General features: G+C 73.8%; 19 protein-coding genes. 6 read left to right on the forward strand and 13 right to left on the reverse strand.

What is annotated here, in order from left to right; all coding sequences use genetic code 11:
- Positions 1-726 carry a ZIP family metal transporter gene (locus tag OG429_RS10515; RefSeq protein WP_328925035.1) on the reverse strand — a complete coding sequence of 242 codons (726 nt, stop codon included), beginning with the start codon at positions 724-726 and terminating at the stop codon, positions 1-3.
- Positions 727-853: 127 nt separating this feature from the next.
- Here OG429_RS10515 and cobC point away from each other — a divergent pair, with 127 nt between their 5' ends.
- The gene (gene cobC / locus OG429_RS10520) at positions 854-2,278 is read left to right on the forward strand and encodes an Rv2231c family pyridoxal phosphate-dependent protein CobC (protein ID WP_328925036.1); all 1,425 of its coding nucleotides are present in this window, start codon (positions 854-856) and stop codon (positions 2,276-2,278) included.
- Between the two features lie 118 nt (positions 2,279-2,396).
- Positions 2,397-3,641 (forward strand): CapA family protein, encoded by a 1,245-nt coding sequence (locus OG429_RS10525; protein ID WP_328925037.1) that lies wholly within the window; start codon positions 2,397-2,399, stop codon positions 3,639-3,641.
- Positions 3,642-3,717: 76 nt separating this feature from the next.
- On the opposite strand, the gene OG429_RS10530 is transcribed toward OG429_RS10525, so the two are convergent.
- The 10 genes from OG429_RS10530 to OG429_RS10575 all read right to left on the reverse strand — a co-directional run bounded on the left by OG429_RS10530 (position 3,718) and on the right by OG429_RS10575 (position 14,038).
- Positions 3,718-4,629: an SCO1860 family LAETG-anchored protein gene (locus tag OG429_RS10530; RefSeq protein WP_328925038.1), complete on the reverse strand. Its 912-nt coding sequence runs from the start codon at positions 4,627-4,629 to the stop codon at positions 3,718-3,720.
- 270 nt (positions 4,630-4,899) lie between these two features.
- The gene (locus OG429_RS10535) at positions 4,900-5,985 is read right to left on the reverse strand and encodes an amidohydrolase family protein (protein ID WP_328925039.1); all 1,086 of its coding nucleotides are present in this window, start codon (positions 5,983-5,985) and stop codon (positions 4,900-4,902) included.
- A gap of 131 nt (positions 5,986-6,116) precedes the next feature.
- Positions 6,117-7,169 carry an aminotransferase class V-fold PLP-dependent enzyme gene (locus OG429_RS10540; RefSeq protein WP_328925040.1) on the reverse strand — a complete coding sequence of 351 codons (1,053 nt, stop codon included), beginning with the start codon at positions 7,167-7,169 and terminating at the stop codon, positions 6,117-6,119.
- Between the two features lie 69 nt (positions 7,170-7,238).
- Positions 7,239-7,946 (reverse strand): DsbA family oxidoreductase, encoded by a 708-nt coding sequence (locus OG429_RS10545; RefSeq protein WP_328925041.1) that lies wholly within the window; start codon positions 7,944-7,946, stop codon positions 7,239-7,241.
- A gap of 84 nt (positions 7,947-8,030) precedes the next feature.
- Positions 8,031-8,522: a GNAT family N-acetyltransferase gene (locus tag OG429_RS10550; RefSeq protein ID WP_328925042.1), complete on the reverse strand. Its 492-nt coding sequence runs from the start codon at positions 8,520-8,522 to the stop codon at positions 8,031-8,033.
- Between the two features lie 63 nt (positions 8,523-8,585).
- On the reverse strand, positions 8,586-10,034 hold the full coding sequence (locus tag OG429_RS10555) for a peptidoglycan D,D-transpeptidase FtsI family protein (protein ID WP_328925043.1): 1,449 nt from the start codon (positions 10,032-10,034) through the stop codon (positions 8,586-8,588).
- A 62-nt stretch (positions 10,035-10,096) separates the two neighbouring features.
- Entirely contained in the window at positions 10,097-10,882 is a 786-nt protein-coding gene (locus tag OG429_RS10560) for a response regulator transcription factor (protein WP_328925044.1), read from the reverse strand.
- Positions 10,879-12,165, reverse strand: coding sequence for a sensor histidine kinase (locus OG429_RS10565; protein WP_328925045.1), 1,287 nt, complete (start codon positions 12,163-12,165; stop codon positions 10,879-10,881). Before OG429_RS10565 ends, OG429_RS10560 begins: the two co-directional genes overlap by 4 nt.
- The gene (locus OG429_RS10570; RefSeq protein WP_328925046.1) at positions 12,165-13,148 is read right to left on the reverse strand and encodes a hypothetical protein; all 984 of its coding nucleotides are present in this window, start codon (positions 13,146-13,148) and stop codon (positions 12,165-12,167) included. The genes OG429_RS10565 and OG429_RS10570 overlap by 1 nt, the downstream gene beginning before the upstream one ends.
- A 107-nt stretch (positions 13,149-13,255) precedes the next feature.
- A complete protein-coding gene (locus tag OG429_RS10575; RefSeq protein WP_328925047.1) occupies positions 13,256-14,038 on the reverse strand; it encodes an IclR family transcriptional regulator in 783 nt (260 codons plus the stop codon).
- A 127-nt stretch (positions 14,039-14,165) separates the two neighbouring features.
- Between OG429_RS10575 and OG429_RS10580 the strand changes: the two genes are divergently transcribed.
- From OG429_RS10580 to OG429_RS10595, 4 genes are all read left to right on the forward strand, one after another.
- Positions 14,166-15,698 carry an aldehyde dehydrogenase (NADP(+)) gene (locus tag OG429_RS10580; RefSeq protein ID WP_328925048.1) on the forward strand — a complete coding sequence of 511 codons (1,533 nt, stop codon included), beginning with the start codon at positions 14,166-14,168 and terminating at the stop codon, positions 15,696-15,698.
- 77 nt (positions 15,699-15,775) lie between these two features.
- Positions 15,776-15,997, forward strand: a complete 222-nt coding sequence (locus OG429_RS10585) for a hypothetical protein (protein ID WP_328925049.1) — start codon at positions 15,776-15,778, stop codon at positions 15,995-15,997.
- A 64-nt stretch (positions 15,998-16,061) separates the two neighbouring features.
- Positions 16,062-17,315, forward strand: a complete 1,254-nt coding sequence (locus tag OG429_RS10590; RefSeq protein WP_328925050.1) for a TerD family protein — start codon at positions 16,062-16,064, stop codon at positions 17,313-17,315.
- A gap of 102 nt (positions 17,316-17,417) precedes the next feature.
- A complete protein-coding gene (locus OG429_RS10595; protein WP_328925051.1) occupies positions 17,418-17,594 on the forward strand; it encodes a hypothetical protein in 177 nt (58 codons plus the stop codon).
- Between the two features lie 153 nt (positions 17,595-17,747).
- Here the strand turns inward: OG429_RS10595 and OG429_RS10600 are convergent, their stop codons facing one another.
- Both OG429_RS10600 and OG429_RS10605 read right to left on the reverse strand, forming a co-directional pair.
- Positions 17,748-19,187 (reverse strand): alkaline phosphatase PhoX, encoded by a 1,440-nt coding sequence (locus OG429_RS10600; protein ID WP_328925052.1) that lies wholly within the window; start codon positions 19,185-19,187, stop codon positions 17,748-17,750.
- Positions 19,188-19,369: 182 nt separating this feature from the next.
- Positions 19,370-20,884 (reverse strand): hypothetical protein, encoded by a 1,515-nt coding sequence (locus tag OG429_RS10605; RefSeq protein ID WP_328925053.1) that lies wholly within the window; start codon positions 20,882-20,884, stop codon positions 19,370-19,372.
- Between the last annotated feature and the right edge of the window lie 47 nt (positions 20,885-20,931).

Genomic DNA, 20,931 nt, shown 5'->3' on the forward strand with positions numbered 1-20,931 from the left:
TCAGTTCGCGATCCCCACCACGAGCCAGATCCCGGCCACCCCGCCCAGCGTGCACATCAGCGTGGACAGGGCGGGGTGTTCGTGGTGCGCCTCGGGCAGGATCTCGGCGGCCGCCAGGTACAGCAGGACGCCGCCGAAGAAGCCGAGGTAGGCGCCGAGCGGTTCCTCCGGAAGAGTGAACAGCACAGTGGACGCCGCACCCACGACGGGGGCCGCGGCGTCCGCGAAGAGCATCATCAGGGCCTTGCGGCGGTCGTTGCCGTAGAGACTGGTGAGCGTGTACGTGTTGAACCCGTCGGCGAAGTCGTGGGTGATGACGGCCAGTGCCACGGCCACCCCCATCCCCCCGCCGACCTGGAAGGCCGCGCCCAGGGCCACGCCGTCGGCGAGGCTGTGGCCGACCATCGCGGCGGCCGCGGTGAGCCCGACCTGAGGGGCGCGGGCGCCGTCGTCCCCGCCGTGCGCGGCCTGGCGTACGGCGAGGAGCCGTTCCACGACGTGCGCCACCAGGAATCCGCCCACGAAGAGCAGCAGGGCGAGCGGGACGCCGAACACCTCCGTGCCCGCCGCGTGCAGGGCCTCCGGGAGCAGGTCGAGGCCGACGACGCCGAGCATCAGGCCGCCCGCCAGGCCCAGTACGAGGTGGCGGCGGTCGGTGACGCGCTGCGCCGTCCATCCGCCCGCCAGGGTCATCAGGAACGCGCCCAGTGCCACGATCACGGCCATGTGCCCCTGCATACCGATTCCCCGCCCCGCGCGCACTTCCGCCCGCGCGTCGCGGGTGGCCGACTGTTGACGACTGACCGGCGGCGGTGAGGTACCGGTGACGGTGACTACGGAGGGAGGACACCCGGTGGGCGAGTACGCGACGCAGCTGGTGGTCGGGGTCGGCGGACGCACGGGGGTTTCCGTGGCGGAGGTCTGCGCCCTGGTCGAGGAGACGCTTCGGGGGGCCGGACTGGCCACGGCGTCGGTGACGGCGCTGGCCACGGTGGACTCGAAGGCGGGCGAGGCGGGGATAGCGGGCGCGGCGGAACGTTTCGGCGTGCCCCTCATCGCGTACCCCGCCGCCTACCTGGCCGAGATCCCCGTACCGAACCCCTCGGACGCGGCGCGCACCGCCGCCGGGACCCCCTCGGTGGCGGAGGCCGCAGCGCTCGCGAGCGGCGGTGAACTCCTCGTACCCAAGCGGCGGTCGGTGGCCGCGACCTGCGCGGTGGCCACGGCGCAGGCGCACGACCTGCGCCACCACGGCGACGCGGAGGTGATGGACGCGGGCTCCGACCTGGTGGACCTCGCGGTCAACGTACGGGCGGACACGCCCCCGGAGTGGCTCAAGCAGCGGATCGCCGCCTCCCTCGGGGATCTCGCCGCCTACCCCGACGGCCGGGCCGCCCGCGCGGCGGTGGCGGCCCGGCACGGGCTGCCGGTCGAGCGGGTGCTCCTGACGGCCGGGGCGGCGGAGGCCTTCGTGCTGATCGCCCGGGCCCTGGGCGCCGTACGGCCGGTCGTGGTGCATCCGCAGTTCACCGAGCCGGAGGCGGCGCTGCGGGACGCGGGGCACCGGGTGGAGCGGGTGGTGCTGCGGGCGGCGGACGGGTTCCGGCTGGACCCGGAGGCGGTGCCCGAGGACGCGGACCTGGTGGTGGTCGGCAACCCGACCAACCCGACGTCGGTCCTGCACCCGGCGCGGACGCTGGCCGCGCTGGCCCGGCCGGGCCGGATCCTGGTGGTGGACGAGGCGTTCATGGACGCCGTCCCGGGCGAACGGGAGGCCCTGGCCGGGCGGATGGACGTCCCCGGGCTCGTGGTGCTGCGGAGCCTGACGAAGACCTGGGGCCTGGCGGGGCTGCGGATCGGCTACGTACTGGCCGAGCCGCAGGTGATCGCGAAGCTGGCGGCCGCCCAGCCGCTGTGGCCGGTGTCCACGCCGGCGCTGGTGGCGGCCGAGGCCTGCGTGACTCCGGCGGCGCTGGCCGAGGCGGAGGAGGCGGCGCGGCGGATCGCGGTGGACCGGGCCCATCTGCTGGCCGGGCTCGCGGAGTTCGACGAGGTCACTGTGGCGGGGGTGGCGCAGGGGCCGTTCGTCCTGATCCAGGTGGCGGACGGGGCGCAGGTACGCACGAGGCTGCGCGCCCTCGGCTTCGCCGTCCGCCGCGGGGACACCTTCCCGGGGCTGGACCGCTCCTGGCTCCGGCTGGCGGTCCGCGACCGGGCGACGACGGGCCGACTCCTCCAGGCCCTGGACCACGCCCTGACGCTGGCCGCCACCAGCTGACCCGCTCGTCCGCCGGGCGGCCTGCGGTCGCCGTCCACCGGATGGCCTGCCTACGATGGCCACGGGGGCGGGGCCGGGCACGGATCCCCGCAGCGGCTGCGGCAACGGGGGTTGGGGCATGAGGACATCGGCCAGGATAGGCGCGGCCCTTGCCGGGCTGGCGGTCGTGGGCGGCGGGATCTACGGCGTGCCCCGGCTGCTCGACGGCGTCGGCCACGGCGACGGCAGCCGCGCGTCCACCGCGCAGCAGCGGCTCCAGGGCAAGCCCGGCACCGGGCCCGCCGAGCCGAGCGGCACGGCCCCGGCCGGGCGGCCGTTCACGCTGGTGGCGACGGGCGACATCATCCCGTACCCGTCGATCGTCCAGCAGTCCGCGGACGACGCCGGCAAGGCCGGGGAGCACGACTTCCGGAAGATACTCGCCGGGGTCAAACCCCTGGTGTCCGCCGCCGACCTGGCGATATGCCATCACGAGATACCGTACGGGCGGCCCGGCGGCCCCTACACCGGTTACCCGACCTTCAAGGCCCCGCACCAGCTGGCCGACGCGCTCAAGGACGCCGGGTACGACAGCTGTTCCACCGGCTCGAACCACACCCTGGACGACGGGTACGACGGCCTCGCCCGCACCCTCGAACACCTCGACCGGGTCGGCATTCCGCACGTCGGCTCGGCCCGCAGCCCGGAGGAGGCCAAGGCCCCGGCCCTGCTCTCGGCCGGCGGCGCGAAGGTCGCCCAGCTGGACTACACGTACGGCACGAACGGCATCCCGCTCCCCGCGGGCAAGCCGTGGGCCGTGAACCTGATCGACAAGGACCGGATGATCGCCGACGCCCGCGCGGCCCGGGCCGGCGGCGCGAACGTGGTCGTGCTCAGTGTCCACTGGGGCACCGAGTGGCAGACGGCGCCCGACGAGCAGCAGCGCGAGCTGGCGCAGGCCCTGACGGCCTCGCGCGCGGCCGACGGCCTCGCCGACATCGATCTGATCATCGGCACGCACAACCACGTGCCGCAGCCCTACGAGAAGATCAACGGCACCTGGGTGGTCTTCGGCATGGGTGACCAGGTCGCCAGTTTCGTACCGGCCGACAAGCTGCGCGGAAACCAGTCGTCGGTCCCCCGGTTCACCTTCGCCCCGGCGGCGGCTCACGCGGGCCGCTGGGAGGTGGTGAAGGCCGAATTCCTCACGCAGTACTCGGACATGGGGCCGCCGTTCCGCGTCGTCTGCGCCTCGTGCGCGGCCTCGGACAGCACGCTCCCGGCCGCCAGGCGGAGCGAGTACGCCCGGATCGACCAGCAGGTCACCGAGGCCGTGCTGTCACGCGGCGCGGGCGGGCAGGGCCTGGAGCACGCCGCCCGCTGAGCACTCCCCTCCGTGTGCTCCTCGGGCGGCGCGGCCCTCGCGGCCCCCACCGCGTCACCAGGCCTGCCCCGCCGTGTTACGAGGCGCTGCCCCGCCGGGTCACCACGAGCGCGACCCCGCCGATCCCGAGCAGGGCCAGCGCGCCGCCCGCGACGTAGGGGGTCAGCGAACCGCCGCCGGTCTCGGCCAGGTTGGCGTCCTTGGTGACGGCGGACCCGGTGCCGGTGGCGGTCTGGGGCTTGACGTCCGGCTGCGCGGGAGGGGTCGGCGCGGGAGCCGTCGGGGACTCGCAGTGCGCCTCGGCGAGCACGACCTCGCCCTCCACCTGGGCGACGTTCAGGTTCAGCGGGTTGACCGACACCTTCAGGCGGAGCGCGGCCACGGCCGACGTGGTGGAGGTGGTCTCCGTACCGGACAGCTCCAGGCTGACCAGGCCCACGCCCGGCACCTCCACCTTGGTGGGGCCGCCCGCCGACGGGGTGATCCGCTTGCCGAGCGCGGTCACCGTCCCGAGCACGTTCGCGCTGGCCGTCGGCTGCTTGCCCGACTCGCAGACGGCCTTGGAGGTGACCTTCTCGACCTCGATGAGCGAGAGCTCCGGCAGGCCGGGCACGTGTACGCGGGCCTTGGCGAGGTTGGCCTGCGCCTCGGCCCGGGTCTTGTCCGCGGTCGCCTTGGAGGTGGCCACGTCGGCTTTGAGCACGCTGACCGGCGCACCGCCCTCGACGCCGTCCAGGGTGACCGTCAGCGCCGTCTTCTCGGCCGTCGCCGGGGCGCTGACCTCGTTGAGGGAGGTCTTCAGCGGGAGGTGCACGGTCTTGTTGAGCAGGCCCACGTCCAAGGTGGTGCGCAGGACGACGGCGCCTGCCCTGCCCTCGCCCGCGGCGCCGCCGCCGCCCGTGGCGGAGGCGGGCGGGGCGGCGAGCAGGGCCACCGCTCCCGTGGCGAGCAGGACGGCCGCGGGCACGCGGAAGGTGTTGCTGTTCAAGGTGGTGGAACCCCCGGGGAGATGGGTGCCGCCGCGCCGCCAATGGGGGACATCGCGCGCCGACGGCCTCGACCCCGGAATCTTTACGCACTGTGAGTGAACGTTCAGGCACCTGACGTGAGTTCACCCCAAGGGGTGGTTTCCACGCACACATTCGAATAATGGCGCCCCAGGAAGAACGCGTGTTCTCTCCTTTCGCGGACATACGGCGAGCACGGCCGTCTTTAACGACCGCCGGGCCCGCGATGTCACGCGGCGTCAACACGCCGCTCAGGCACGGACCTTGCCGTCCACGACGACCCGAAGAGGCTGCGCGAGGGCGCGTACGTCGGCCCGCGGATCGTCGGCGTAGACCACGAGGTCCGCCGGCGCCCCCTCGGTCAGGCCTGGCCGGCCGAGCCACTCGCGGGCCGCCCAGGCCGTCGCGGACAGCGCGTCCAGCGGCGGGATCCCGGCCTTCACCAGCTCCTCGACCTCCGCCGCGACCAGGCCGTGCGGCAGGGAACCCCCCGCGTCGGTGCCGACGTACACCGCGATGCCCGCGTCGTAGGCGGCCCGCACGGTGTCGTAACGCCGCTCGTGGAGCCGCCGCATGTGCGCCGACCACTGCGGGAACTTCGCCTCGCCGCCTGCCGCCATCTTCGGGAACGTCGCGATGTTCACGAGGGTCGGGACGATCGCGACCCCACGCTCCGCGAACAGCGGGATGGTGTCCTCGGTCAGGCCGGTGGCGTGTTCGATGCAGTCGATGCCCGCCTCGACCAGGTCGCGCAGCGAGTCCTCGGCGAAGCAGTGCGCCGTCACCCTGGCGCCCAGCCGGTGCGCCTCGGCGATGGCCGCCTCGACCTCGGCGCGCGGCCAGCAGGCCGTCAGGTCCCCGGCCTCGCGGTCGATCCAGTCGCCGACCAGCTTCACCCAGCCGTCGCCGCGCACCGCCTCACGGGCCACGTAGTCGACCAGGTCGGCCGGCTCGATCTCGTGGGCGTAGTTGCGGATGTAGCGGCGGGTGCGCGCGATGTGCCGGCCCGCCCGGATGATCTTCGGCAGGTCCTCGCGGTCGTCGATCCAGCGGGTGTCGGAGGGCGACCCGGCGTCGCGGATCAGGAGGGTGCCGGCGTCGCGGTCGGTGAGTGCCTGCCGCTCGGCCGTCGCGGCGTCGACCGGACCGTGGGAGTCCAGCCCCACGTGACAGTGCGCGTCGACCAGCCCCGGCAGGGCCCAGCCGGTCACCGTGGTGACCTCCCGGGCCGCGCTCGGGCGCTCGTAGGAGATCCGGCCCCCGACCACCCAGAGCTCGTCGCGGACCTCATCGGGGCCGACGAGCACACGGCCCTTCACATGCAGCACGTCAGTCATGTCGGCACTGTACGTGCGCGTGCGGCCCGCACGGCGGGTACCCCCGCGGCACCACCGTGACCCGCCGTTCCCGCGGCGGATCCGGCGGCGCCGCTGGGCGCGCGCGCGGGCGGGCGGGCGGAGCGTCGGCGTCAGGCGAGGGCGCCCAGCAGCCGGTCCACGTCCGCCTCGGTGGCGTAGAGGTGGAACGAGGCGCGCAGCGCGCCGGCGCGGGCGGAGGTGGCGATGCCGGCGGCCAGGAGCGCGGGCTGCCGGTCGGCGAGGCCCGGCACCGAGACGATGGCCGACTCGCCGGGGACCGGCTCGTGGCCGAGGCGGGCGAGACCTGCCCGGTAGCGGGCGGCGAGTGCGGTGTCGTGGGCGTGGACGGCCTCGACGCCGATCCGCTCCAGCAGGGCCAGCGAGGCCTCTGCCGCGTGATAGGCGAGGAACGTGGGGGATTCGTCGAAGCGGCGGGCCCCGTAGGCCAGTTGCGGCATCGGCCCGTAGGTGGCGTCCCACATGGACTCGGCCGCCACCCAGCCGGCGTGCAGCGGGGTCAGGGTGTGCTGGGCCTCCTCCGACACGGTCAGGTACGAGGCTCCGCGGGCACCGAGCAGCCACTTGTAGCCGGCGGTGACCGTGTACTCGTACGGTGACGCGTCGAAGGGCAGCCAGCCCGCCGCCTGGGTCGCGTCCACGAGCATGCGGGCGCCGTGCGCGGCCGTCGCGGCGCGCACCGCGGCCAGGTCGGCCGTCCGCCCGTCCGCGGACTGTACGGCGCTCAGCGAGACGAGCGCGGTATCCGGACCGACGGCTTCGGCGAGGGATTCCAGCGGCGCGAAGCGGACCTTGAGGTCGCCGCGCACCACGAAGGGGTTGATCACGGAGGCGAAATCGCCCTCCGGGCAGAGGACTTCGGCCCCGGACGGGAGGGAGGCCGAGACCAGGCCGACGTGGGTGGCCACGCCCGAACCGATGGCGACCCGGTCGACACCGACGCCGACCAGCCGGGCGAAGGCGGCCCGGGCCCGGTTCACCCGGTCGAAGTCGCCGAACCCGGCGGGGAGCCCGGCCCCGGCCGCCTCGGCGAGTTCCCGTACGGCGGCGACGGCGGAACGCGGGAGCACCCCGCAGTTGGCGGTGTTGAGGTAGGTGGTGGAATGGGCGAACTCGGCACGGGCAGCTTCGGCGAGAAGATCCATGCGTCCACTCTGCGCCGAGTCCGACCCAAAGTCCATTACCTGGTTTTACGTGCCAACCTCAAGGAAGTCTTATACCTGCGGGACCGCGCACGCGCCGTCGGGCTCGCACGCCTCGGCCCCGGCGGCCGGCTCCTCGACCTCGCGCCCGGCCCAGGCCTGCTCCAGGGCGCGGGTGAACACCTCGGCCGGCTGGCCGCCGGAGATCCCGTAGCGGCGGTCGAGAACGAAGAACGGCACGGCGTTCGCGCCCAGCTCGGCGGCCTCGCGCTCGTCGGCGCGCACCTGCTCGGCGTAGGCGGAGTCGTCGGCGAGGACGGCGCGGGCCTCGGCCTCGTCCAGCCCGGCTTCGACGGCGAGCGCGACCAGCACCTCGGGGTCGAAGACGGACCTCTCCTCGCCGAAGTTGGCCCGGTAGGCGAGGTCGAGCAGCTCCTCCTGGCGGCCGCGGGCGGCGGCCAGGTGCAGCAGGCGGTGGATGTCGAAGGTGTTGCCGTGGTCGCGCCCGTCGGTGCGGTACGTCAGCCCCTCGGCGCGGGCGCTGGCCGCGACGTGCTCCTCCATGGCGCGCGCCTCGTCGAGGGTGCGGCCGTACTTCTTGGCGAGCATCTCCACGACGGGCGCGGTGACGCCCTTGGCGCCGTTCGGGTCGAGCTCGAAGGACCGGAAGACGACCTCCACCTCGTCACGGTGCGCGAACTCGGCCAGCCCCTTGGTGAATCGGGCCTTGCCGATGTAGCACCAGGGGCAGGCGATGTCGCTCCAGATCTCGACGCGCATGATCCTTCTTCTCTCCGGGTCCGTGGGTGAACGTGACTGAACGCGAATGGAACAGTTCTGGCTTCAACGAACCGGGGTCACGTCTCATTCCCCGGACTGCGGGGCCACCGTGAGCCAGAGGACGAGGTGGGAGCCGGAGCCGGCGGGCTCCGGTTCCGGGAGCCAGCCGTGGGTGGCGTAGAAGGCCTGGGCGCGGAGGTTGTGCTCGTAGACCTCCAGGCGGACCCGGCGGACGCCGGCGCGGCGCCAGGCGTCGAGGCAGGCCGCGTGGAGGGCGGCACCGGTGCCGCGCCGCCAGTGCACCGGGTCGACGTGGAGCTGGGTGAGGGTGGTCTCGCCGTCCGCGGTGCGGAAGGCCGCGACCCCTGTGAGCTCGCCGTCCTGTTCGGCGCACAGGACCCCGCCTTCGGCGGCGGCGCGGGCGACGGCCCGGGACCAGCCCTCGCGGGAGCGGGCGAGCTCGGCCTCGCCGCCGTAGGCCTCCTCGGGGATCCGGCCCTGGTAGTAGGTGGCACGGGCCCGGGTGTGGAGGGCGGCAATGGCGTCGAGGTCGGCGGGGCGCGCGATTCTGATCATGAGAAGGGAAACGCGCCGGGAACCGTGGCGGTTCCCGGCGCGCCGCGTGCGCTGCCCGCGTGGCTACTTCTTCAGCCACGCCTCCATCATCTTCTGGGCGATGGGGGCGGCCAGCTTGCCGCCGCCGATCTCGGAGCGGTCGGTGTCCGAGTTCTCGATCACCACGGCCACGGCGATCTGCTTGCCGTTCGCCTTGCCGTACGAGGTGAACCAGGCCAGCGGCGCGAGGCTGTTGTTGACGCCGCGCTGGGCGGTGCCCGTCTTGCCGCCCACCTCGGCGCCCGCCACCTGGGCCGGCTTGCCGCCGCCCTCGGTGGCGACCGTCCGCATCGCGTCGCGGATCATCGAGGCCGTCTTCTCGCTCATGACCTGCTGGGACTTGGGGTCCTTGAAGCTCTCCAGCACGTTGCCGTTGGCGTCGGTGACCTCGGCGACCATGTGGGGGGCGACGAGCTTGCCGCCGTTCTCGATCGCGGCCGTGACCATCGCCATCTGGAGCGGGGTGGCCTGGACGTCGAACTGGCCGATACCGGTCTGCGCGACCTGGTCGACCGACATCTTCTTCGCCGGGTACTTGCTCGCCGGGTTGGTGCGGACCGGGGTGTCGATCTGCACGTTGAAGCCGAGCTTCTCCGCCGTCGCGCGCATCTTGTCCTGGCCCAGCTTGGAGGCGAGCTCCGCGAAGACGTTGTTGCAGGACAGCCGCAGGGCGGTACGCACCGAAACGTTGTTGCAGGCCGCGGAGCCGGCCTCGCTCGGCAGCAGGGTGCGGGTGCCGGGGATGGTGTACGGGTCGGAGATGCCGGTCGGCTGGTCGATGCCGGTGACGAGGCCGTTCTCGATCGCCGCGGCGAGGGTGACGAGCTTGAAGGTGGAGCCCGGTGCCTGGGGCTTGCGCAGGGCCACGTTCTCCATGGCCTTGCCCTTGTCGGCGGAGAGCTCCGTCCAGGCCTGCTCGTCGTTGGCGCCGGTGATGCGGCCCGGGTCGAAGGAGGGGTTGTTCACCACACCGAGGATCTGGCCGGTCGCGGGGTCGATGGCCACGGCGGCGCCCTGCTTGCCCTGCAGCGCGTCGTAGGCGGCCTTCTGTACGTCCTTGTCAATGGTGGTCAGGACGTTGCCCGGGGCGGCACGCTTGTTCGTGAGCGTGTCCATCACGGTCTTCAGCCGGCTGTCGGAGCCGTTGAGGACGTTCTTGTAGATGCCCTCCAGCATGCTCGTGCCGTAGGCCTGGGAGCTGTAGCCGGTGATCGGCGCGTAGAGGGGACCGTCGGTATACGTCCGCTTGTAGCCGAAGTCCTTGCCGCCCGTCTTCGTCGAACCGGTGATCGCCTCCCCGCCCACGATGATGTTGCCCAGCGGGTTCTCGTACTGCCCGATGAGGTTCCGTCGGTTGTGCTGGTCGTCTGCGAGGGCCTGGCCTTGGTATGCCTGCACCCAGGTGACACGGACCAGCAGGGCCAGCACCAGAAGCAGACAGAAGACCGACGCGCGCCTGATCGTCTTGTTCATCCCCCAGAAGGACGTCCCAGTGGCCGCAGGCGTTCCGCTCTGCCCCGATTGTGGCGGGGTTCTCAGCTTTTCTTCATGAAGCCGCCCTCGTAGGCCGCGATGACCGCCTGGGTGCGGTCGCGGGCCCCGGTCTTGGCGAGAACGGACGCGACGTGGGTCTTGACCGTCTGCGGGCCGACCCCGAGGCGCTCGCTCATCTCGTGGTTGGACAGGCCGGTGGCCATCAGCCGCAGTACGTCGGCCTCGCGGTCGGTGAGCCGGGCCACCCAGGGCGCGGCGGGCGGGGCGGCCGAAGTGTGGGCCGCGGCGAGGGAGCGGACGGCGGCCGGGAAGAGCAGCGAGTCGCCTCGGGCGACGAGGCGGACGGCGCCGATCAGCTCGTCGGGATCGGCCCGTTTGAGGAGGAAGCCGGCGGCTCCCGCGCGCAGCGCCCCGTAGACGTAGGAGTCGTTCTCGAAGGTGGTGACGACCACGATGCGGGGCGGCTCGGCCATCGTGGCGAGGATCTGCTCGGTGGCCCGGATCCCGTCGATCTCGGGCATCCGGACATCCATCAGCACCACGTCGGGGGCGAGGGAGCGGACCAGCGGGACGGCCTGCGCCCCGGTCGCCGCCTCGCCGACGACCTCCAGGTCCGGTTCGGCTTCGAGGATGACCCGCAAGGCGGTGCGGACCATCCGCTCGTCGTCGCAGAGCACGATGCGCAGCGGCGGGCGGCCCGTCGGCGGCGAGGGCGGGGGCACGGTCGCGGTCGGGTCCGTGATCGGGGCCGGGGCCCGGGGCGGGGGCGGGGGCGGGGGCGGGGGCACGGTCGCGGCCGTGATCGGGGTCGGGGTCGGCTCGGTCATCGGCCGTCTCCGGCGAGCGGCAGGACGGCACGCAGCCGCCACAGGCCCTCATACGGGCCGGCCTCGACCCGGCCGCCGAGCAGCGCGGCCCGTTCGGCGGCGCCGCGCAGGCCGCGGCCGCCGGTGGTGCGGGGCTCCAGGCTCTCCGGTGCGGCGGGCGGATTGGTCATGGTGATCTCCAGTTCACGGTGTCCGGTCTCTGCCCCGGCCTGGACGCGTATCCGCAGTTCCACGGGGCCCGCGCCGTGGCGCAGCGCGTTGCTGAGGCCCTCCTGCACGATCCGGTACGCCTCCCGGGAGGCGATCGCCGGCAGCCGGGCCCAGTCCCCGACGGGGCCGGGGTCCTGGCGGGCGGTGACGGTGGTGTCCGCGGCCCGGGTGCGGGCCAGCAGTCCGTCGAGGTCGGCGGCCAGGGTCGGCGCGGGCGCGGCGTCCGGCCGGGCCGCGTCCCCGTCACGCAGCAGGCCCAGTACCGCGTCCAGCTCGCCCACCGTCCGCCGAGTGGTGTCCTCGATCGCGGCCAGCGCCTCCCGTACGAAGTCGGGGTCGCGCTCCAGCACCCGCCGTGCGGCGCTCGCCTGGAGGGTGACGGCGCTCAGCGCGTGCCCGACCGCGTCGTGCAGCTCCCGGGCGAGCCGGTTGCGCACGGCCAGGTCGGCGGCCCGCTCCTCCGCGGCGGCCAGCCGGTCCGCCCCGGTCGGCCCGAGCAGTACGGGCGCCAGCCGGGCCAGGAGCGCCCCGGCCCCTGCGGCGCACAGGACGAGCCCGGCCAGCATGCCCGTCCCGAGCGCGGGGGCCACGTACGGACCGACCCCCAGGGAGAACCAGCCCAGCCCGAGCCTGGCAGCCTCGAGTCGGCTCACGAGCGGCAGCGTGATCAGCACCACCGCCATGGGCGGGACGGCGAGGCTCATCCCGCTGATCAGCGCGCCGACCCCCAGGTGGAGGGTCCACCAGGCGGAGGTCCGCCCCCGGGCGGACCAGGACCGCGCGGGCCCCTCGGCGAGCCGCTCCCCCGGCACCCCGCACATGGCCCGGACGGCGGTCACCGACAGCGGCCGGACCAGCCCGAACACGGCGGTGGCCGCGGCCAGCGGCAGGGCGGCCGCGTAGGCGACGAGGGAAAGCGGGAAAGAGCTGAAGGCGTTCTTCCCGCCGGCCGCCATACCGACCCCCACCTGGGCGAGGAGGAAGTACGGCATGAGCAGGGCCCCGCCGAGTATCAGGTGGACCCAGCGCAGCCGCGCCCGCGCACCCAGGAGCCGGCCCAGACCGTCGCGCATCACGCCTCGCGGCGGGATATGAGGAATCGCGTGAGGACAGTGGCGGCGAGCGACCCGGTGATCATCTGGCCAGCGTAGGTCAGCAAGATCGCGGCCGTAGGCCCTTCGCCGCCGTCCAACTGCGGTCCCAGCGAGGTGGTCAGCATCCACGCCCCCCAGCTCAGCGTCGCCCCCGCGCCGATCCAGGCGAGGCCGAGCGGCCATCGCGCCCGCACGTCCCCGCCGCGGGCCAGGAGCAGTGCCCCGGCTCCGGCCGCGAGCGCGCACATCCCGTGGGCCGCGGACACCACGGCTGTCTCCGCCGAGTACGCGGCCGCCCGCTCGGCGCCCAGCCAGGCCGTACCGCCGAAGGCCCAGTACGCGTACACAGCCGAGACCGCCAGACCTGTCGCCGCAGCGGCTCCCGCCACCACCCCCGTGGATGACGGGAGCCGCTGCCCCAGCACGCCCTGCCAGCGCCTGCCCCAGCGCTCCCGCGCATAGGGCACGAACAGCCCGGCCAGGGCGAGTCCTTGAATGGTGAAACCGGCGTAGACGACGTTGAACACCCACGGGTCCAGGAAGGGCTCCTGGGCTGCCTTCGCGACCCCGTCCAGCCCGAAGCCGAGCCCCCGGACCAGCAGTTGGCCCGGGAACCCGAGAAGGATCGGAGTCAGCAGCCCGGAGGCGACGAAGACCGGGACGGTCAGCAGCCAGGCCGGGAACCGTATGCCCGAGGGCCGGGTGAGCACCAGTACGAGCAGGATCACGCAGGCGTCCATGGCCAGCGTGACGGAGTTGGCCGCGGCGAAGAACAGCCCGGGCTCGCGGAGCACACTGCCGTCCGGTATCCCGACGTGGCTCCCGGCCAGCCAAGCGCTCTTGAGGGTCAGATACGGCACGGTGGCCGCCAGGGCCACCACCCGCAGGACGCGCCGCCCGGTGCCCAGGGAAGGGACCGGCGGCTGCGTCGCGTGCGTCGTGGGAACGGCTCGTGTGGTCATGACTCAACGGTCCCGCGCGCGCCGCTCCGCCACCTCCCCCTCGAAGGGGAACCGCCTCCCCCGGGCGGGGGAGGAACCACCCCCTCCACCGCACCACTTGCACCGCCTCACATGCGCCGCGTCACCACCGACAGCCGGTCCCGCGCCTCGAACAGCGCCGCCTTGATGGCCTGCTCGTGCCCGTCCGTCAGCCGGGCGACCGGCACCGAGCAGCTCACCGCGTCCCGCGCCGGCGTCCGGTACGGCACCGCGACCCCGAAGCAGCGCAGCCCGAGCGTGTTCTCCTCCCGGTCCACCGCGTACCCCTGCTCCCGCACCAGCGCCAGCTCCTCGATGAGCCGCTCCCGGTCGGTGACGGTGTGCTCGGTGACGGCCTCCAGCCGCCGCGGCAGGAGGGCGCGTACCTCGTCGTCGGTGTGCGTGGCCAGCAGCGCCTTGCCGAGCGCGGTCGAGTGGACGGGCAGCCGCCGCCCGACCCGTGTGAAGGGCCGCAGGTAGTGCTGGGACTGGCGGGTCGCGAGGTACACCACGCTCGTCCCGTCCATCCGGGCCAGGTGAATGGTCTCCGTCGTGTCGTCGGAGAGCCGGTCCAGCGTGGGCCGGGCGGCCGCGACCACCTCGTCGCCGTCGATGTACGAGCTGCCGACCAGCAGCGCCCGGACGCCGATGCCGTACCGCGTGCCCGTCGCGTCCGTCTCCACCCACCCCAGGTTCACCAGGGTGCGCAGCAGCATGTACAGGCTGGACTTGGGCAGGGAGAGGTCGTTCTGGATGTCGGCGAGGCTGTGCAGTCCGGGCCGTGCCGCGAAGTGCTCCAGCAACAGGACCGTCCGCACCGCCGATTTGACCGGCGATGCCGGGGCCGCACTTCCCGACTCGGTCGTCGTCATACGCCTGCTTCCCCTCGGGTCGCCTCTTGTCACGCGGAGGACGCGGAAATAGAGTCCGCAGCAGATGTGATCATTCATCCACCGGAACGGCGTTCAGAATACTGAACGATCCAGGAGGCAGTGGGCCATGACAACGACACCAGTCTGGAGTGTGGACCCCCGCACCGGGAAGCAGCGCGAGCAGGTTGCGGTGGAGGCCACATCCCGCGAGGTGGACGAAGCCGTACAGGCCGCCCACGCGGCCCGTGGCGCGCTCGCCGACGCCACCGCCCGCGCCGCCTTCCTGCGCACCGCCGCCACGCTGCTCGACGAGGCCGCCGCGCACGTCATCGAGGCCGCGGACGCCGAGACCGCGCTCGGCCCGGGCCGGCTCACCGGCGAACTCGCCCGCACCACCGGCCAGCTGCGCGCCTTCGCCGACGCCGTGGACGAGGGGGCCTACCTCGACATCCGGATCGACCGCGCCGACCCCTCCCTCAGCCCCCCGCGCCCCGAACTGCGCCGCTACAAGGTGCCGCTGGGCGTGGTCGCGGTCTACGCCGCCTCCAACTTCCCGCTCGCCTTCTCCGTCCCCGGCGGGGACACCGCGAGCGCACTGGCCGCCGGCTGCCCGGTGGTCGTCAAGGCGCATCCCGACCACCCGGCCACCTCCGAGCTGTGCGCCTCGCTGCTGCGCCGGGCGGCCGTCGCCGCCGGGCTCCCGGCCGACGTGGTCGCCATGGTCCACGGGTTCGACGCCGGCCTGGAGCTGATCCGCCACCCGCTGGTGTCCGCCGCCGGATTCACCGGTTCCATCCGGGGCGGGCGGGCCCTGTTCGACGCGGCCGCCGCCCGGCCCGTGCCCATCCCCTTCCACGGCGAACTCGGCTCCCTCAACCCCGTCGTGGTCACCCCGGCCGCGGCCGCCGAGCGCGCCGAGGAGATCGGCAGCGGGCTCGCGGGCTCGGTCACCCTCGGCGTCGGCCAGTTCTGCGTGAAGCCCGGCCTGGTCCTGGTCCCCGAGGGTGCGGCGGGCGACCGCCTGACCGGCGCGCTCACCAAGGCGCTCGGGGAGACCGAGCCGGGGGTGCTGCTCGACCACCGGATGCGGGAGAACTTCGTCTCCGGCGTCCGTGAGCGGGCCGCGCTGCCCGGCGTCGACGCGCCCGTCACGCCGGGCTCCGGCGGGGAGCACACGGTCGGAGCGGGCTATCTGACCGTACCGGCCGCCCGCCTCCTCGACAGCGCCCCGGACGCGGGGTACGAGGTACTGCTGGAGGAGTGCTTCGGTCCCGTGACCGTCGTCGTGCGGTACGCCGACCAGCGCGAGGCCGGCGCGGTGCTCGGGCGGCTCGCCGGGAACCTGAGCGCCACCCTCCAGCTGTCGCAGGCCGAGACCGAGGGGGAGCCGGGCCCCGCCTCCGAGCTGATCGCGCAGGTCACGGGACTGGCGGGCCGGATCGTCGTGAACGGCTGGCCGACCGGCGTCGCGGTTGCCCCGGCGCAGCACCACGGCGGCCCGTACCCGGCGGCCACCTCGCACTCCACCTCCGTCGGCGGGACGGCGATCGAGCGCTGGCTGCGGCCGGTGGCGTACCAGTCGGTGGCGGACCCCCTCCTTCCGCCCGAGCTGCGCGAGGCCAACCCGCTGGGGCTGCCGCGCCGCGTGACGGGGACCTGAGGAGGCCCGGCCGGCCTGCCCGGGGGCGCCGGTAAATCCGTTGCCCGCCCCGCCCCCGGCGGGGCAGGCTGCGGCTCATGCCGAAGCCGCACGGGTTCTCGTACCGACAGCACCAGGACGACTCCGTCGTCATCACCCACCAGGGCCGCACCGCGGCGACCCTGCGCGGGGGCCGGGCCGCCACGTTCCTGGCCGCGGTGGGGTCCGGCGACGCGCAGCTCGTCATGGCCCGCTGGACCGGCGCCTACAAGTTCGGCAACGAGCGCACGGCGAGGAACCACCCCCGCAACCGGCGCTGACCCCGGCCGGAATCTCACGCGAAAGTAAGGGAACGGCAAAGCACCTCCGGTCGTTCTCCAGGGCATGACCGCTATGACCCCTGGATCCAACCTGCCGCTCAATGCCGTCCGTGTGACGGTGGACGTGGCTGCCCCGGTGCGGCTCGACGTGTCGGGGCTCCTCCTCACGGCGGACGGCAAGGTGCGCTCCGACGCCGACTTCATCTTCTACAACCAGCCCTCCGGGCCCGGTGTGACGTACCGGTCCGGCGGCGGTGCGGCACCGGACTCGATCACCGTGGACACCGGCGCGCTGCCCCCGGGCATCGAGCGGATCGTGGTCACGGCCAGCCCCGACGCGGCCGGGCAGACCTTCCAGGGCATCGAGCCCACCGCCACCGTGCGCAACGCGGACGGCGGAGCGGTGATCGCCACCTTCACCCCGCCGCAGCTGGGGACCGAGACCGCGCTCGTCGTCGTCGAGGTCTACCAGCGCGGCGGCATGTGGAAGGTGCGCGCGGTCGGCCAGGGGTACGCGAACGGCCTCGCCGGCATCGCCACCGACTTCGGGGTCTCCGTGGACGACGAGCCGGCCGCCGCGCCCGCCGCCGCTCCCGTCGCCCCGCCCGCGCCCGCGGCACCGCCCGCCCCGCCGGTCTCCTACCCGGCCTCCCCCTGGCTCGGCGGCGCCACCACACCCGCCGCCCCGCCGGTCCCCGCCGCCCCCGCACCGGTCCCGGCCGCCGCCCCGCCCGCCGGAGGGAAGATCAACCTCGACAAGGGCCGGGTCACCCTCCAGAAGAACCAGACCGTCTCCCTGGTCAAGGGCGGCCGCCCGCTGCTCTCCCAGGTCAAGATGGGCCTCGGCTGGGAGCCCGCCTTCGGCGGCCGGGACATCGACCTCGACGCCTCGGTCATCGCGTTCGGCCCCCAGCGCAACCACATCGACAGCTGCTACTTCGGCAAGCTGTCCATCCTCGGCGGCGCGATCAAGCACTCGGGCGACAACCTGACGGGCGAGGGAGCGGGCGACGACGAGGTGATCGTCGTGGATCTGGGCCGGCTCCCCGCCGAGGCGACGGGGCTGGTCTTCACGGTCAACTCCTTCTCCGGCCAGAAGTTCACCGAGGTGGCCAAGGCCTACTGCCGTCTGATCGACGCGGCGAGCGGCGAGGAGCTGGTGCGCTTCGACCTCACCGGCGCCGAACCGCAGACCGGGGTCATGATGGCGAAGCTGATCAAGCAGTTCACCGGCGAGTGGGAGATGACGGCCATGGGCGACTTTGTGAAGTCCCGCACAGTGCGCGGCATGGTCAAACCCGCCTCGCAGGCACTCTGAGCAGGTGGGCGGGCACAAGGAGCCATCAGGCCCCGTCGCGGGTGATGGATGCCACCCGTAATCCGGAGGTGGCTGTCAGTGCCCGCCCGTAGCCTTGAACCCATGCACCAGTCACTCACCCCCGCGGGGCCCGCCCGCCCGTCCGCCGCCGAGGCGAACGAGGCGATACGGCACCTTGTCGAGACCCGGGTGGACGGCGAGTGGCCCTCGGAGGCGTACGAATTCCTTCTCGCCGAGTGGGCCGAGGCCTCCCGCGCGGAGGTTTCCGCGGCCCGGTAGGCGCGGCCCCGGGACCGCCAGAGGCCCGGACCGCCGCAGGCCCGGACCGCCAGAGGCCCGGACCGCCGCAGGCCCGGAGCCCCGTCGGCCCCGGACCCGCCCGGTCTCGGACCCGCCCGGTCTCGGACCCGCCCGGTCCCGCGTGCGCAGGCGTCAGTGAGCGCGCCGCCACGGCCCGGTGATCGCCAGCATGATGCCCGGCTCCTGGATGTTGGCGTACAGCGTGCGCCCGTCCGGGGAGAAGCAGACACCGGTGAACTCCGAGTACTCCGGCTTCTCGGCGGTGCCGATGTTCAGCTCGTTGCGGGCCAGCGGGTAGGTGCGGCCCGATTCGGTCGCGCCGAACAGGTGCTGCAGGCCCGAGCCGTCCTCCGCGATGACGAGGCCTCCGTACGGGGACACGGTGATGTTGTCGGGGCCGTCGTAGCCGCCGTCCGCCGCCGGGTCCGCGTTGATCCCGATCAGGACGTTCAGCCGGATCGTGCGCCGCTTGGGATCGTAGAACCACACCTGGCCGTCGTGGGCCGCGCCCGGGCTCTCCTCACGGGCGTAGGAGGAGACGAAGTACGCGCCGCCGTCGGCCCACCACATGCCCTCCAGCTTGCGCGCCCGCGTCACGGCGCCCTCGCCGAACTGCTTGCGCACCGGCACGGTCCGCGCGTCGCGGTCCGCCACGTCCACCCAGTCGACCCCGTAGACGGTACCGATCTTCGTCGCGCGCGAGAGGTCGTCGACGAACCGGCCCGAGCTGTCGATGCACTTGGCGGCCTGGAGCACACCGGCGTCGGCGGCGAGGGTACGGAACTTGCCGCGCCCGTGGCGGAAGCCGGCCGGCGGGGTCCAGCGGTAGAGCAGGCCGTTGGGGCCGGAGGCGTCCTCGGTCAGGTAGGCGTGGCCGTGGCGCGGGTCGATGACCACGGCCTCGTGCGCGTACCGCCCGAACGCCTTGATCGGCTGCGGGTCGCGGTTGGCGCGGCGGTCGTGCGGGTCGACCTCGAAGACGTAGCCGTGGTCCTTGGTCATGCCGTTCTTGCCGGCCAGGTCCTCGGTCTCCTCGCAGGTGAGCCAGGTGTCCCAGGGGGTGGAGCCGCCCGCGCAGTTGGTCGACGTACCGGCGACGCCCACCCACTCGGCGACCTCGCCGCCGCGCCGGACCTCGACGACCGTGCAGCCGCCGGCCGCGGCCGGGTCGTAGACCAGGCCCTCGGTGAGCGGGACGGGGTGGGCCCAGCTCTCCCGCTTGCCCTTGAGCTCGTGGTTGTTGACGAGGAGGGTGACCCCGCGGTGGCCCTCGAAGGCGGCGGTCCCGTCGTGGTTGGACGGGGTGATCTCGCCGGAGTCCAGCTTGGTGACCCCGCTGTGCGTGATCACGCGGTAGGCGAATCCCGCGGGGAGGGCGAGGAGGCCGGCCGGGTCGGCGACGAGGGGGCCGTAGCCGGGCTCGCAGGGCCGTCCGTGCTCGTCGCGGCGGGGGCCGTCCTCGGCCGCCAGCGCGCCCGGGGCGGTGGCCAGGGCGCCGACCGTCCCGGTGAGCGCGACTCCCGCTCCGGCGAGGACGGTGCGGGCGGTGAAGTCTCTGCGGCTGAGCGGCATCGGGTCTCCAGGGGTGGGGAGGTGGTGCGCCTGTCGTGCGGTCGTCGGCGCACACGCTCCCGCCCACACGTGAACGGCGGCTGAACTACCCGGTAAGAGGAGCCGACCCCTTGCCCGCGGGCGGAATGGCCAACTCCGGCCCAGGATCGGCTCATTGTCGACACCCCGTCACGACTGCCCCGTCACGGCCGCCGGGAGCGCGCCTTGAACGCGGCCTTGCGGGCCTCCTTCGCCGCCTTCTTGTCCGGGTGCAGCCGCCCCATCGCCTCCAGGACGTACGCCGTCGCCGGGTGCTCCACCCGCCACACCTGCTCGAAGAACCCCGTGTGATGGGCGGTCAGGGTCTCCATCAGCAGCGGCAGCTCCTCGGTCTCCCCGTCGGCGGCCAGCTGCGCGGCGATCGTGTCGACCGTCAGCCAGAACACCATCGCCCCGTCCGGCGCCGGTACGTCGCCCACCCCGCGTTCGGCCAGCCAGACCCGGGCGAGCCCGCCCAGCTCCGGGTCGTCCAGCACCGCGCGGACCGCGGGCTCGGCCTCCGGCCCGGCGGGTGCGAGGGCCTGCTGGCAGCGCAGCCGACGCAGCGGGGCGCCCTCGTCGTCACCGCGCGCGGCGTCCAGCAGCTCGGCCACGGCCTCGGGGACCTCGCGTCCGGCCAGCCACGCCTCGATCTCGGCCTCGGCCGCGCTCTCGGGGTAGTAGGAGACGGCGTCGAGCAGCGCGTCCGCACCCTTGTCGGCCAGGTCGCCGACGGCGGGGACCTCGACCCCGGCCTCCAGCATCCGGGCGCGGATCCCGTACAGCCCGAGCGGGGTCAGGCGGACCATCCCGTAGCGGGAGACGTCCTCGTCGGCGTCGTCCCGGCCGGCGGCGGTGCCGGAGGTGATCCGCTCGTCGTCCGCCTCCGTCATCAGCTCCTCGTCGACGGGCCGGAACTCGACCAGCCCGATGGGCTCCAGCTGCCGGAACTGGTCGTCGAGGCGCATCATCGCGTCGGAGACCTGCTCCAGCACGGCGTCGGTCGGCGCGCCCATGCCGTCGGGCATCACCATGGACGCGGCGAGCACGGGCAGCGGAACCGGGCGGTCCGCCGCTCCGCCCTCGGAGACGGTGAGCAGGTAGAGATTGGCGAGGACCCCGTCGAGGAAGTCCGCCTCGCGCCGCGGGTTCCAGTCCAGCTGGTCGAAGTCGATCTCGCCGCCCGCGTCCAGCGCGTCGACCAGGTCGTCCAGATCGGGCACGGCCGCGTCGGCCAGTACGGAGTCCAGCGCGGCCAGCCACAGGTCGAGTACGTCGCCGGGCGCGCCGCTCGTCACCAGCGCCAGGTCCTCACCGGGCAGGGCGGTGCCGGACGCCTCCTCGCCGCCGTCGGCCCCTTCTTCGCCCTCGGCACCCTCGCCCCGGTCCTCCTCCGGCTCGGTGACGTCGACCAGCCCGGTGTCCACGGCCACGCGCCAGGCCTGGCTCGCGTACACCACGGCGTCCGCGTCGGCGACGTCGAGGCCGAGTGCCGCGGCGGCCTCGGGGAGTTGGGCGGCGACGAGTTCGCCGCCGATGTCGATGCGGGTGCCGGGCCCGGCCCAGCGGGCCAGCCGTACGGCGTGGGCGAACAGCGGGGCGACGAGGGCGTCGCGGGCCAGTTCCGCATCGGGGTGCAGCCGTACCGGCGGCAGCGTGGGGTGCGGCTCTGCGGACATGGGGCGGTTCTCCTCGCGGACGCGGTGGGGCGGGGTGACACGGGGCC

This window comes from Streptomyces sp. NBC_00190 (assembly GCF_036203305.1).
Classification (GTDB): domain Bacteria; phylum Actinomycetota; class Actinomycetes; order Streptomycetales; family Streptomycetaceae; genus Streptomyces.